12 protein-coding genes are annotated in these 13,561 nt (G+C 45.2%); 11 read left to right on the top strand and 1 reads right to left on the bottom strand.

Features of this window, described 5'->3' with window-relative positions; translation table 11 throughout:
* The first annotated feature begins 152 nt into the window (after positions 1-152).
* From citZ to J2Z28_RS02445, 4 genes are all read left to right on the top strand, one after another.
* Positions 153-1,265: a citrate synthase gene (citZ, locus tag J2Z28_RS02460; protein ID WP_211081070.1), complete on the top strand. Its 1,113-nt coding sequence runs from the start codon at positions 153-155 to the stop codon at positions 1,263-1,265.
* 147 nt (positions 1,266-1,412) lie between these two features.
* Positions 1,413-2,705: an NADP-dependent isocitrate dehydrogenase gene (gene icd / locus J2Z28_RS02455; protein WP_017689487.1), complete on the top strand. Its 1,293-nt coding sequence runs from the start codon at positions 1,413-1,415 to the stop codon at positions 2,703-2,705.
* A gap of 15 nt (positions 2,706-2,720) precedes the next feature.
* Entirely contained in the window at positions 2,721-3,662 is a 942-nt protein-coding gene (mdh, locus tag J2Z28_RS02450; protein WP_211081069.1) for a malate dehydrogenase, read from the top strand.
* A gap of 135 nt (positions 3,663-3,797) precedes the next feature.
* Positions 3,798-4,223, top strand: coding sequence for a hypothetical protein (locus J2Z28_RS02445; RefSeq protein WP_017689485.1), 426 nt, complete (start codon positions 3,798-3,800; stop codon positions 4,221-4,223).
* Between the two features lie 263 nt (positions 4,224-4,486).
* Here the strand turns inward: J2Z28_RS02445 and J2Z28_RS02440 are convergent, their stop codons facing one another.
* Complete coding sequence (locus tag J2Z28_RS02440) at positions 4,487-6,046, bottom strand: histidine kinase N-terminal 7TM domain-containing diguanylate cyclase (RefSeq protein ID WP_211081068.1); 1,560 nt, start codon at positions 6,044-6,046, stop codon at positions 4,487-4,489.
* 389 nt (positions 6,047-6,435) lie between these two features.
* Here J2Z28_RS02440 and J2Z28_RS02435 point away from each other — a divergent pair, with 389 nt between their 5' ends.
* The 7 genes from J2Z28_RS02435 (at position 6,436) to phoU (ending at position 13,493) form a co-directional block, all read left to right on the top strand.
* The gene (locus J2Z28_RS02435; RefSeq protein ID WP_211081067.1) at positions 6,436-7,308 is read left to right on the top strand and encodes an SDR family oxidoreductase; all 873 of its coding nucleotides are present in this window, start codon (positions 6,436-6,438) and stop codon (positions 7,306-7,308) included.
* 313 nt (positions 7,309-7,621) lie between these two features.
* Positions 7,622-7,744 carry a hypothetical protein gene (locus tag J2Z28_RS31450; protein ID WP_280530802.1) on the top strand — a complete coding sequence of 41 codons (123 nt, stop codon included), beginning with the start codon at positions 7,622-7,624 and terminating at the stop codon, positions 7,742-7,744.
* Positions 7,745-7,787: 43 nt separating this feature from the next.
* Positions 7,788-9,608 (top strand): two-component system histidine kinase PnpS, encoded by a 1,821-nt coding sequence (gene pnpS, locus J2Z28_RS02430; protein ID WP_211081066.1) that lies wholly within the window; start codon positions 7,788-7,790, stop codon positions 9,606-9,608.
* Between the two features lie 116 nt (positions 9,609-9,724).
* Complete coding sequence (locus J2Z28_RS02425) at positions 9,725-10,453, top strand: response regulator transcription factor (protein WP_062833557.1); 729 nt, start codon at positions 9,725-9,727, stop codon at positions 10,451-10,453.
* Between the two features lie 152 nt (positions 10,454-10,605).
* Entirely contained in the window at positions 10,606-11,787 is a 1,182-nt protein-coding gene (locus J2Z28_RS02420; protein WP_211081065.1) for a methyl-accepting chemotaxis protein, read from the top strand.
* Between the two features lie 227 nt (positions 11,788-12,014).
* Positions 12,015-12,770, top strand: coding sequence for a phosphate ABC transporter ATP-binding protein PstB (pstB, locus tag J2Z28_RS02415; protein WP_076209092.1), 756 nt, complete (start codon positions 12,015-12,017; stop codon positions 12,768-12,770).
* Positions 12,771-12,833: 63 nt separating this feature from the next.
* Positions 12,834-13,493, top strand: coding sequence for a phosphate signaling complex protein PhoU (phoU, locus tag J2Z28_RS02410; RefSeq protein WP_036609819.1), 660 nt, complete (start codon positions 12,834-12,836; stop codon positions 13,491-13,493).
* Positions 13,494-13,561 lie beyond the last annotated feature (68 nt).

Below are 13,561 nucleotides of genomic sequence, written 5' to 3'. Positions count from 1 at the left end.
GTGAATACCGATTGACAGATAGGAAAACCCCATTTTGAAATATTTGTTAATTTTAAAATGAAAATGTTTACAAAAAGAGAATAGGTGCATTTTGGCACCTATATGACACTCTGGAATGGTTCCTGATTTCGCTTATTAAAGGAGAGATGTATATGACAGCTACCAAAGGTCTGGAAGGCATCGTTGCAACAACCTCTTCGATCAGTTCTATTGTAGACGGTGTGCTCACATACCGTGGTTACGATATCGACGATTTGGCTGAACATGCCAGCTTTGAAGAAGTTGCCTATTTGTTGTGGTTCGGTAAATTGCCAACAACGGATGAATTGAAATCCCTTCGTAAAAGCCTGAGCGATTACGCGCCGATTCCGAGCGAGTTGATTGCACAAATTAAATTGTATCCGAAAAACGTCAGTACCATGGCAGCACTTCGTTCCGCTGTCTCTGCACTTGCACTGTACGACGAGCAAGCGGATGAGATGACAACGGAAGCAAATGAGAACAAAGCGGTTAAGTTGCAAGCACAGTTGCCAACGATTGTGGCAGCCATCGCCCGTATCCGTCAGGGCAAAGAACCTGTGGCTCCAAAAGAAGGCGCTTCCATCGCAGAGAACTTTTTATATATGATGACTGGTGAAGAACCATCCGAGACCGCAGTGAAAGCATTGGATCAAGCCCTTGTCCTGCATGCGGATCACGAGTTAAACGCTTCGACATTTGCAGCCCGTGTAACGGTTGCGACGCTGTCGGATATCTATTCCGGTGTAACTTCCGCCATTGGCGCACTGAAGGGACCACTGCATGGCGGTGCTAATGAAGCCGTTATGAAAATGTTGAATGAGATTGGTACGCCTGATCGTCTTGAAGCGGCAATTCAGGAAAAACTGAATAATCGTGAAAAGATCATGGGCTTTGGACATCGGGTGTACAAAAATGGTGATCCACGCGCCAAACATCTACAGAAGATGTCCAAGGAACTTGGCGAGATGAACAATGATACGCGCTTGTATGATATGTCTGTGAAGATCGAGGAACTGGTAACAGGACAAAAAGGACTGAAGCCTAACGTAGACTTCTATTCTGCTTCTGTATACACCCAACTGGAGATCGAACAGGAATTGTTCACTCCGATCTTTGCCATCAGCCGGGTGTCTGGATGGACTGCGCATATTTTGGAACAGCTTGCGGACAATCGCATCATTCGTCCACGTGCGGAGTACACTGGTCCTACAGAACAGAAATACGTTTCTATTGAACTTCGCTAATAGCCGCAAAAACAGTATAATAATATGGACGAGGTGAAGGGTTGGAAAGCAGAGGCGTTACTGGCTTAAGCTCTCAGGACCCTTCTCTCAACAAGACTAGTGGTATGATGAATACTGCATATACGAAACCTAGGAGGAATTTTAACTATGAAATTAGAAAAATTTGCTCACCCAACTGAAGGCGAAAAAATCCAAATTGATAACGGTACACTTCAAGTACCTAGTAATCCAATCATTCCATTTATCGAAGGTGACGGTACAGGCCGTGATATCTGGAAAGCTTCCAAACGTGTATTGGATGCAGCTGTTGAAAAAGCTTATGATGGCAACAAAAAAATCGCATGGTATGAAGTGTTTGCTGGACAAAAAGCATTCGATACATACGGTGAGTGGTTGCCGAATGATACACTGGAAGCCATTCGTGAGTATATCGTAGCGATCAAAGGACCATTGACTACACCAATCGGTGGCGGTATTCGTTCCCTGAACGTAGCCCTGCGTCAAGAGCTTGACCTGTACACATGCTTGCGTCCTGTTCGTTATTTCGACGGTGTACCTTCTCCGGTTAAACGTCCTGAGCTGGTAGACATGGTCATTTTCCGTGAGAATACGGAAGATATATATGCAGGAATCGAGTATGCTGAAGGTTCTGAAGAAGTGAAAAAAGTGATCCAGTTCTTGCAACAAGAGATGGGTGCTAACAAAATCCGTTTCCCTGAAACTTCCGGTATTGGTATCAAACCAGTTTCTTCCGAAGGTTCGAAACGGTTGGTACGTGCAGCAGTTCAGTACGCAATTGACCATAACCGTAAGACGGTTACATTGGTACACAAAGGTAATATCATGAAATTCACAGAAGGTGCCTTCAAAAACTGGGGATATGAAGTGGCTGAAGAAGAGTTCGCTGACAAAGTATTCACATGGGCACAATACGACATCATCAAAGAAAACGAAGGTACAGATGCAGCGAATGCAGCACAAAAAGCTGCTGAAGATGCTGGTAAAATCATCGTAAAAGATGCAATTGCCGATATTGCTCTGCAACAAGTATTGACTCGTCCAGGCGAGTTTGATGTAATCGCAACCCTGAACCTGAACGGTGACTATCTGTCCGATGCACTTGCAGCCCAAGTTGGCGGAATTGGTATCGCTCCTGGAGCGAACATCAACTACGTAACAGGACATGCTATCTTTGAAGCGACTCACGGTACTGCACCTAAATACGCGGACAAAGATGTCGTGAACCCTGGTTCCGTTATTCTGTCTGGAGTAATGATGCTTGAGCACTTGGGATGGCAAGAAGCAGCTAACCTGATCTACAAAGGTATGGAAACATCCATTAACAATAAAACAGTAACGTATGACTTTGCACGTCTGATGGACGGCGCTACTGAAGTGAAATGTTCTGAATTCGCGGATCAAATCATTAAAAACCTGTAAGGGGAGATGTGAATCTTGACTATTCAGCGCAAAAAAATCACAGTAGTCGGCGCCGGTTTTACCGGTGCTACGACCGCATTAATGCTTGCCCAAAAAGAACTCGGGGATGTTGTGCTGGTTGATATTCCTCAACTGGAGAACCCGACGAAGGGGAAAGCACTCGATATGATGGAAGCAAGTCCTGTACAAGGATTTGATAGTCATATCGTCGGTACTTCCAACTACGAAGATACTGCAGGTTCTGAGATTGTAATCATTACCGCTGGTATCGCCCGTAAACCGGGTATGAGCCGCGACGATCTGGTCAATACGAATGCGGGTATCGTGAAGTCCGTTTGTGAAAATGTGAAAAAATATTGCCCTGATTCCATCGTCATTATTCTAAGCAACCCAGTGGATGCGATGACTTATGCTGCTTATCAGACCCTTGGTTTTCCTAAAAACCGTGTTATCGGTCAGTCAGGTGTTCTGGATACAGCACGTTATTGTACTTTCATTGCGCAAGAGCTGAATGTATCTGTTGAAGATGTTCGTGGATTCGTTCTTGGCGGCCACGGAGACGACATGGTACCACTCGTTCGTTATTCGAGCGTAGGTGGTATTCCGATTGACACGCTGATTCCTGCAGACCGCATTGAGTCCATTGTTCAACGCACACGTGTTGGCGGAGGGGAGATTGTGAATTTGCTGGGTAACGGCAGTGCCTATTATGCACCAGCGGCTTCACTCGTTCAGATGACCGAAGCGATTTTGAAGGACAAGAAACGTATCATTCCAGTGATCGCTTATCTTGAAGGTGAATATGGCTATAATGATCTGTTCCTCGGTGTACCAACCATTCTAGGTGGTAACGGCATTGAGAAAATATTCGAACTTGAACTGACAACGGAAGAAAAAGCAGGGTTGGATAAATCTGCTGATTCGGTTCGCAACGTCATTTCGGTAGTAAACCTGTAAGTTTGAAAACTTTTTGAACAGAAGCTAAAAGAAAACCTCCGGTAAACCCGGAGGTTTTCTTTTCTTTGGATAAGTTCCCCAGTATAATGGGATGTGATGTATAGCACACCGAAAATGTTGAGGAGGATGAAAATTTTGACAATGATTATGTATTTGCTCCATATTGTTGGAGCACTGGCGATGGGATTCTATTTGATTCTGCCATTTGTGGTCGGTAAAATCCGTACCTTGAATGCCGCAGCACAAGAGGGAGCCTTTGCATCGCTTCGTTCTTTGAACAAAGTCGCGCAGTATGGACTTGTAATCCAACTTCTTACTGGTGGTTACCTGATGACCAAAGGTGAGTATTCTCATGTCTGGATGGCTGTCGTTGTTGTTCTGCTCTTGGCTATTGCGGCTATTGGAGGAATTATGGGTAAACCACTGCGACTCGCTGCAGAAGGTGTGAAAAACAAACGTGATGTGGGTCCTGAGCAAAGCAAGATTCGTATGTTCAGTACACTTCTGGCTGTATTCTTGCTAATTATGGTGTACCTGATGGTGAATAATCAGGTGATCTAAGTGCGTTGCGGACGGTTAATCCACCTTACGAAGATGTATTGTTAGTTGTTGGTTAAGCGTTTGCAGACGTAATTAGGACAAGCCGGATGATATGTAAGACGGCGTTTCGTTGAAACAAACAAAAAATAGACAGCCTCATTGGCTGTCTATTTTTTGTTATCATCAAGATGGAATCAGCAGTCCTCGGTTTATTTGAACTGAAACTAGAGGGATCACTACTATACATAACATCATGCATTACCATCTGACACGGTCTACATGGGTTAGGTTGTACTCACAGTATACGCACGCACTGCATTTCGACCATTACGCTTGGATTCGTACAAGGCAGTATCAGCGTCGCGTAACAAGGATTCCAGCGAATCCGAACCTCCATTGTACTGGGCAATGCCAAAGCTTGAGGTCAGCGTAATAGGCACTCCCTTAACATCCAGGGGGTCATTCAACAAGGCAACTCTCAGTTGTTCGGCAAGTTTCTCGGCTTCTTGAAGCGAGGTATTCGGAAGAGCGATGACAAACTCTTCGCCTCCATAACGGGCAAACAACATCTCAGGTCTTAAGTACCGATTACATACGGAGACCACATGAATGAGGGCCTGATCGCCAACATCATGCCCGTACGTATCGTTGATGCGTTTAAAGTAATCAATATCAAATAAAATAAATGAAACAGGTTGCGGATTAAGCTGAGCTTCACTCAAAATCTCCCGTCCTCTATGCAAAAATTGAGTGCGATTATAGATTTTGGTCAGACCATCGAAATAAGCCAGTTGTTTCAGCTGTTCTTGCAAGAAGCGTTGTTCCGTTATATCGATTAACATAATTAGACTGCCCACAGTCTGTGCATCCTTGTTATACACGTAAGATGTCCTGACCTGATAACAGACGGTCTCTCCATTTAATTGCCAGTACAGATCGGTTTGTAATCCTTCCCTGCCGTATTCAACGGGAAACGTCTTTCCAGCAAGAGTAAGCCAGATATCATCCAAGGGTTGGCCAATCATGGTTGTATTAAGCTCTGGCAACATGTCACGCAGAGATCTGTTGTAATCGACCAGTCGATTGAAACTATCCAGTACAATTACACCTTCACGCATACTCTCGAAAATACTGTCTTTGGCGATGGGTACGATGGTCAGGAGACGTGAGGATAGAATCGCCCAGATATACATGGCAGATGTGATACACATGAGTACGGGTACGGGGTCCATCCCGCCGGGGGTCAAACCAAGCAAATACAGAAAAGCTGCGACCATAGGAATAATCTGTGAAGTAATGAGAGTAAGTAATTGACGACGGTACATTTTCTTGGTGTGTCTCCATTGTCCAATCAGAATGAGGCAGGCACATAACAGACAGGAGAAGGTGAATGCACCGTGTACAACATACCATTGACCGACTGCGATATCCATCAGAGGAACGGGACTATCTTCTCTTAGCCATACTTTTTTATAAAATAGATGATGAAAGTCATTGGTTGCAACCATACCTAGTGTAATGGAAGGGATTACAAACAGCGCGGCAGTTACCTTTTTGGATAACGTTTTTCCTGTGTACTTTATCATCAACATGAGGCCAAGAGATGCGGAGAAGGGCATGCCTATATACTCCACGGTGGTCCAAAACAACATCTGCTCCAGCGTGTCGCTGGCTAGCTCAATTGCATAACCAAAAGTATATATGGAGAGTGCTGCTGTGTAGAGAATGAATATTTTGGAACTGGGAATCTTGGATCTTCTGAAATAGGTATATAAACACAAAAAGACATTCAGCACGGCTGAAGTAGCGACGAGTGTTATATATGTATTAATATGCGATTCCATTGTCAGGTCTCCATGTTAGGTTAGAATGATTAAACCAATAAAGATGAGAGTTAAAGCACATCAGTATACTGTACATTGTACATCAGCCCAAGCGGCATAGGAATACACTTTGTATCATGAAACAGTCTAATTTCGAATAAATTTCGAATTTTGGCCAAACAGCCATTAAAGCAAATCGGTTGTTTGATATCCAAAGAGAGTGGTAAATAACGATTAGAGACAGCACGGCGAGGCTTAAGTTGCTGTTCATCGCAGAAGAATAATCTGAACTGTTCATGCCATCCTACAGAATGAGACTTTTTCAGAGAACGAAAGACAAGGAAGGTTACAGTTAGAGTCCATGTCTTCTGTAATCCAAACATGTTCACATTTTGAGAGGAGAATGTTAGATGTCAACCAACACACAACAAAATCAAAAAACAATGCCAGCACAGCATCAGGATCAACGCCCCGGTATTGAATCGGAGATGCATCCCAGACCGGAATTTGAGAAGCCTGAATACAAGGCAGCAGGTAAACTGACGGGTAAGGTGGCCCTTATTACAGGGGGTGACAGCGGAATTGGACGTGCTGTTGCTGTTACGTATGCCAAGGAAGGCGCGGATGTCGCCATTGTATACCTGAGCGAGCACGAAGATGCCAAGGAAACGAAACGTCAGGTCGAACAAGAAGGACGCAAGTGCATCTTGATTGCAGGTGACATTGGTGATGATGCCTTTGCGAAGAAATCGGTTCAGCACACAGTAGATGAATTGGGCAAACTGGACATTGTCGTGAATAACGCAGCAGAACAGCATCCACAGCAGAATCTGGAGGATATTACGCCAGAACAGTTGGAGCGTACATTCCGTACCAATATCTTCGGCATGTTCTATGTGACGCAGGCAGCCCTGCCACATCTGAAGACGGGCAGTACGATTATTAATACAACCTCCATCACAGCTTATCGCGGAAGCCCAACCCTGCTTGACTATTCATCTACCAAAGGAGCAATCACTTCGTTCACTCGTTCGCTATCGATGAATGTGATTGAGAAGGGAATTCGTGTCAATGCCGTTGCACCAGGGCCGATCTGGACACCACTCATTCCATCCACATTTGATGAGAAAAAAGTAAGTGAATTCGGCGCAACGCAGCCAATGAAGCGGCCGGGACAACCGGATGAACTGGCTCCCGCCTATGTATATCTTGCTTCAGATGATTCCTCGTATGTGAGCGGACAGGTGATGCATGTGAATGGCGGCGAAGTGGTGAACGGATAATACGTAATGAACGTTTAGACTCAGGATAGGATTGATTATATAGAGAGGCGTATCGTTTTCAGCATGGCTGAGCGGTGCGTCTTTTTTTATATCAGGTGGATATGTAAGCCAAAATGCGGTTTAGCACCTGTTTACAAAAGTCGGCATCTCTGTTGATACAACTATGATAATTTATTAATAGCCATGTCTGATCTCAGTTGAATAGCATATTGCAAAGTACTGACTGAAAAGATTGGAAGCTCCCTAATCTGTGATATGATAGATCGAGCAATTATACTCGGAGGGGCAAGTCATATCACAATGAGCAAACAGAATGCAGCACATTATATATGGGATGCACAGTGCGATGATGAATCAGAGCGACGAAGAAGTGGAGTTTCTCGTGATTTCCAATCCGGGTACCCGTGGGGACCGAATTGAACTGGATTCAATGTAGAGCAATTCATTAGATATTAATCTGAACATAAAGGAAGAGATAGATGAGACCGTTCCGAATTCGCCTTGCCATCATTATGATGGTGCTGATCGGCGTATCCGTCATTGTGGCTGGATATACGATGGGCAGAGTGTTTAAAACTACGCATACTACCGCACTGGAGCAAACGATGGTGCGCGAGATTAATCTGCTCAAAGCTACATTCCCGTTTCATGATGCAAGCGATCCAACCTCGGAAGCCACACGAAAATATTATTCAGATCGGGCGCTGGAATTGGATCGTCTGACGGATTCCCGGGTAACCTTCATCAATAAAGACGGCATGGTCATTGGAGATTCCGAGAGTGATCCGGCATCCATGGATAATCACCTGAACCGTGAGGAGATTAAGGGTGCCGTCGGAGATGGATACGGCCAATCCATACGTTACAGTGAGACATTGGGACAAGACATGCTGTATGTAGCACTACCTGTGAATTCGGATCAAAGCGACATGATTGAAATCCCTAGCGGCAAATTTGATGGTTATATTCGTCTATCCATGAGTCTACAGGCTGTGGATCAAGGGCTTCAGCGTGGTTGGATGATTATGTTTGCTGCACTTGGATTATTGTTCTTAATTGTCGCATTTGTCAGTTATCGGGTTGCACGTGGATTAACCTCCCCGATTGAGCATATTACAAAAGTGGCTCATCGGATCACCAAGCTGGAATACGATGCCAGAGTTGATGTAACGCGTAGAGATGAGATCGGACAGCTGGGGCTTGCGATAAATGGAATGGCAGACAGCTTGCAGTCCCAGCTGAAGACGATCCGTGACAATGAAGCGTTGTTACAGAGTGTCCTCGCGAACATGACCGGAGGTATTGTCATGATCGACGCAGGGCAATCCATTGCACTGGTCAATCGGGAAGCGGAGCGTATGCTTGGTATTCAGGCAGGAAAGGTTACGAGTAAGCCTTATACTGAATTGAAAAGACACTACGAATTAACACGTACCATTGAAGAGAGTGTTGCACTGAAAGAACGGATGCATGAAGAAGTAAGTGTGTTCAACCCGGAGGAAAAACTGATCCGTATTGATGGAGTACCGATGTCCGAAGATGATGGCGGGTATCGAGGCATGTTGTTCCTGTTGCAGGACGTGACGGCGATTCGCCGATTGGAGTCCATGCGCAGTGAGTTTGTTGCAAATGTCTCTCATGAGCTCAAGACACCAGTCGCTGCGGTCAAAGGGTTTGCCGAAACGTTGCTCAGCGGCGGGGTACAGGATAAGGAGACAGAGCGATCATTCCTGAAAATCATCTATGATGAAGGAGATCGACTTAACCGATTAATTGGGGATATTCTGGAGTTATCCAAAATTGAATCGAAACGCGCACCGCTGCAATGCTCACCTGTGCATGTACACTCTTTCTTCGAAATGGTGTTGGGCACCTTGTCCAAGGTGGCGGAGAAAAAGCAAATTCGTCTGGAAATGCATGTTCCGGAGGAACTGTACATTGAAGCGGATGAGGACAAGATGAAGCAGATTTTCATCAATCTGTTATCCAACGGCATCAACTATACCCCCGATGGTGGACGAGTGAAGTTACAGGTGACGATGGATAATGATGATGAAGTTGTCTTTGCGGTGTCAGATACAGGAATTGGCATACCGAAAAAAGATTTGCCGCGAATCTTCGAACGATTCTATCGTGTTGATAAAGGCAGATCTCGTAATTCAGGGGGCACAGGCCTTGGACTTTCCATCGTTAAACATCTGGTGGAACTGCATCATGGCAAATTGTCTGTAGAGAGTGAACTGGGCATGGGGACAACGTTCCGTGTGATTCTTCCATTCATTCAAGACGAAGAGATGTAGGCATCGGGTATCAAAATGTAAAAAGGTTGTATTGTTTTACACCGCGTTAACAAATTAGTGCTATGATAGAAAAAGTGTTGTGGCAACAGACAACCTATGAAGAGAGAAGGGGTATCATGGCACAGCGTTTACTAGTTATTGAAGATGAACCTACATTATCAAGATTACTCACGTATAACCTGACACAGGAAGGTTACGATGTTACGGCAGAGGATCACGGATCTGCAGGATATGATCGGGCCTTGTCCCAGGAATTTGATCTCATTTTGCTGGATCTGATGCTTCCGGGCATGAATGGTCTGGACATTCTGAACAAGTTAAGAATTCAGGGTGTCAGTACACCAGTTATCATTCTGACGGCGAAGACCGGTGAAGCCGAGGTTGTACAGGGTCTGAAGTCGGGTGCCGATGATTATATTACCAAACCATTTGGTGTATCTGAGTTATTAGCCAGAGTGGATGCGGTATTAAGACGTTATTCCAATGGTGAAGATTTACCACAGCCTGAGGACAAGGATGGTTCACGAATTATTTTGGGAGAGCTGGAGATCTATCCTCTGAAGTATGAAGTGACACTCGGTGGACAATCCATCAGTCTGCGTCCGAAAGAGTTCGAAGTACTTCTATATTTGGCTAAAAAGCCGGGTGTGGTACTGACAAGGGATGATCTGATGAACGCTGTGTGGGGCTTTGATTATATCGGAGGTCAACGAACCGTGGATGTTCACGTCAGTTCATTACGTAAAAAGCTGGAGCTGGACCCGGAATCGGTTCACATTGATTCCATTCGTGGTGTAGGTTATAAATTGGTTGTCAAAAGAAAAACTCCCCATCATTCAAGTTAGCAATGATCGGGGAGTTTTATTTTACGTTCATTTAACATAAAGGAAGATTTTTCTTTACGTAGAGGGAGTAGCATGGACTTATCTGAGTGATACTTTGTACCTACATAACCCACCTCAAGATGGAGGTATTACGTAAAGGAGATTGCGCATTTATGCCCATGTTGCTCGAAGTGAAACCTGACCAGCCTCATGTTGTTTTACATAATGAAGAATTAACAACATCTGAAATGAAGCAGAGTGAAGAAACGGTTGTTGCTGAAGAACCTGTAATCCATTTGCATGACCATTATCGTCAGGTACCTGTCGCGGGGGTCCATACGACCTGTGGAGAAGCTGCGACGATGATGAATCAGGATCAGGAGCACCCATGTATTGTATTGTGTGATGAGCAGATGAAACCTACTGGATTGTTAATGCGAGAGACGTTATATCGGATGTTAAATGGCCGTTTTGCCGCAGATCTATTCTACCGTAAGCCGGTCATACAAGTAGTGAATACATCTCCGGTCATAGCAGATATTCATATGGAAGCCTCAACGATTATTGATATCGCACTTGGACGGGATGAACAGCATTTTTACGATTGTCTGCTGGTTACGGACCAAGGCAGACTGCTTGGTGTGCTGACGATGCGTGACGTAATGTCGCTATCTCGCAGATTGCAACAGGCTGTTACGGAAGAGCGCATACGTACAGTAACCGAGAGCAGACAGGAGATATCCAGAATCAATAATGCGGTCACCAAGCTGGTGAATGCAGCGAATCAGACCGTTCATGAGGCCCGTGAGATCATGGCATTGTCCAAGCAGGGCGAAGAGAGTTTGAAGCACGTTGATGCTTCCTATAACCAGGTACATCAGCATATGGAGAGTCAAGGACAACATGCGGATCACATGCTGAATTCGATCAAAACAGGCTCAGGCATGGCACATTCCATTCGCTCCCTGGCAGATCAGAGTGGTCTCCTCGCCCTGAATGCTTCCATCGAAGCAGCTCATGCCGGTGAATATGGACGAGGTTTTCAGATTGTTGCAGGTGAGATCCGAGCGCTCGCAAAACAGACCCGCGAGGTTGCGGGGAACATGTCTTCATTGCTAGAGAATATTGGTGGATTGACCCTTCAGACTGTTGAACTGGTTAAGGCAAGCGGAGCGGAGATTGACGACAGTTCGGTGCATGTCACCGCAGGGGGAGCAACGTTCCGACAACTGAACAGTGCGGTGAGAGATTTGTCTCGTATAGCAGAGGAGATCGCCATGGAAGGCGGAAAAGCTGGAGAAGTTGCTGAGCACATTCGGACGAAGCTGGATGAGATGGTTTCGAATAGTGAGTAATATAAAGTAGTCAATAAGGCAGACATCAGGAATCAGATTGATCCATCAAGCAGATCATGAAGGTTAAGGATGTCTTTTTTACATTCCGTTAACATGAAAGTGATACTGTTTTTACAATGAAAGGGTAGGATATTAAAGATGGCCGAGCAGCGATGAAAGATTATCAGTATCGGTCTCAACGTAAAGGGAGTTTTCGTGTCCCTGCAGCGAAGGAGAAGTGAACATCCATGAAGGACCTCATTCACATTGAAAATCTTAATTTATATTATGATACGCATCACGCGCTTAAAAATATATCGATGGATCTGCCGGAAAAAACCGTTACTGCGTTCATCGGGCCGTCAGGTTGTGGTAAATCGACATTGCTTCGCACGTTAAACCGGATGAATGACATGATTCCGGGTGTTCGTGTGGAAGGCCAGGTTATGCTGAGTGGCTCTGACATTTACAGTAATGAGATTGAAGTGGAGACACTGCGCAAACGAGTTGGCATGGTGTTCCAACAACCGAATCCTTTTCCAAAATCCATATACGATAACGTGGCTTATGGACCGCGCTTGCACGGGGTAACCCAAAAGGCTGAACTGGATCAGTTGGTGGAACAAAGTCTTGTCCATGCTGCCCTATGGGATGAAGTGAAGGATGTATTGAAAAAGTCGGCACTTAGTTTGTCTGGCGGACAACAACAGCGTCTCTGTATTGCACGGGCGCTGGCTGTACAGCCTGACGTTCTGCTGATGGATGAAGCAACGTCTGCACTCGACCCGATCTCCACATTGAAGATTGAGGAGCTGGTGAAAGAATTGCATCACAAGTACACGATCGTTATGGTTACCCACAATATGCACCAGGCGGCACGGGTATCTGGACGCACGGTATTTTTCCTGAATGGTGAAGTGGTGGAGGCAGCTGATACGGAGACGTTATTCTCCACACCGCAAGATTCCCGGACCGAGGATTATATATCTGGAAGGTTCGGTTAAGCGAGCTGAATTGGAATGATCCCGGCATACCCGGAGATGATGGATAAGGAGGACATGAAATCTATGATTCGCAGAAAAGAATTTGATCAGGAGCTTGAAGAGCTGCGTACCTTGCTCAAACAAATGGGTGAACATGTAGGAGCAGCATTGGATGGTGCTATTGAGAGTTTACAAACGATGAACGCGGAGAAAGCTCAGGTCATCATCAAGAATGATGCGAATCTGAATGCCCTTGAAGACAAAATTATGGAACTTGGCTCCAAACTGATCATCACACAACAGCCGGTGGCAAAGGATCTCAGACGTATTATCGTGGCATTCAAAATCTCCAGTGATCTGGAGCGTATGGGAGATCTTGCGCTCGACGTGGCGAAGGTGACACTCCGTATGGATGGACAGAAGCTAATTAAACCTTTGGTGGATATCCCGCAAATGGCAGAAATCGTGAAATCCATGATTGATGAATCCATCGAATCTTTCCTGAAAGAAAACACAGACCTGGCCTACAAAATGGCTCAGACAGACGATCAGGTCGATCAACTGTACAGCCACATGATCAGTGATCTCTACACGTTAATGTCAGAGCATCCTAATCAGGCTTCTCAGGCTATGCTGCTGATGATGGTTGGACGTTACATTGAACGGATTGGCGATCATGCAACCAACATTGGTGAGAGCACGGTATACCTGGTGACAGGTAAACGTCCGGATCTGAATCAATAGAAGAGCATTGCTTTGGAATTGGGGAATCAGTACTGATTAAGTAATGCAATCATATGAATGGAAAAGGA

The organism is Paenibacillus xylanexedens (assembly GCF_017874615.1).
Classification (GTDB): domain Bacteria; phylum Bacillota; class Bacilli; order Paenibacillales; family Paenibacillaceae; genus Paenibacillus; species Paenibacillus xylanexedens.
The sequence above is the reverse complement of the archived record's forward strand: the minus strand, read 5'-3'. Positions and strand labels throughout refer to the sequence as shown.

Excerpts from the sequence above, each read along its gene's own strand:
- citZ (WP_211081070.1), top strand. The coding sequence starts at position 153 with ATGACAGCTACCAAAGGTCTGGAAGGCATCGTTGCAACAACCTCTTCG.
- icd (WP_017689487.1), top strand. The coding sequence starts at position 1,413 with ATGAAATTAGAAAAATTTGCTCACCCAACTGAAGGCGAAAAAATCCAA.
- J2Z28_RS02440 (WP_211081068.1), bottom strand. The coding sequence starts at position 6,046 with ATGGAATCGCATATTAATACATATATAACACTCGTCGCTACTTCAGCC.
- J2Z28_RS02435 (WP_211081067.1), top strand. The coding sequence starts at position 6,436 with ATGTCAACCAACACACAACAAAATCAAAAAACAATGCCAGCACAGCAT.
- J2Z28_RS31450 (WP_280530802.1), top strand. The coding sequence starts at position 7,622 with ATGCAGCACATTATATATGGGATGCACAGTGCGATGATGAATCAGAGC.
- pnpS (WP_211081066.1), top strand. The coding sequence starts at position 7,788 with ATGAGACCGTTCCGAATTCGCCTTGCCATCATTATGATGGTGCTGATC.
- J2Z28_RS02425 (WP_062833557.1), top strand. The coding sequence starts at position 9,725 with ATGGCACAGCGTTTACTAGTTATTGAAGATGAACCTACATTATCAAGA.
- J2Z28_RS02420 (WP_211081065.1), top strand. The coding sequence starts at position 10,606 with ATGCCCATGTTGCTCGAAGTGAAACCTGACCAGCCTCATGTTGTTTTA.
- pstB (WP_076209092.1), top strand. The coding sequence starts at position 12,015 with ATGAAGGACCTCATTCACATTGAAAATCTTAATTTATATTATGATACG.
- phoU (WP_036609819.1), top strand. The coding sequence starts at position 12,834 with ATGATTCGCAGAAAAGAATTTGATCAGGAGCTTGAAGAGCTGCGTACC.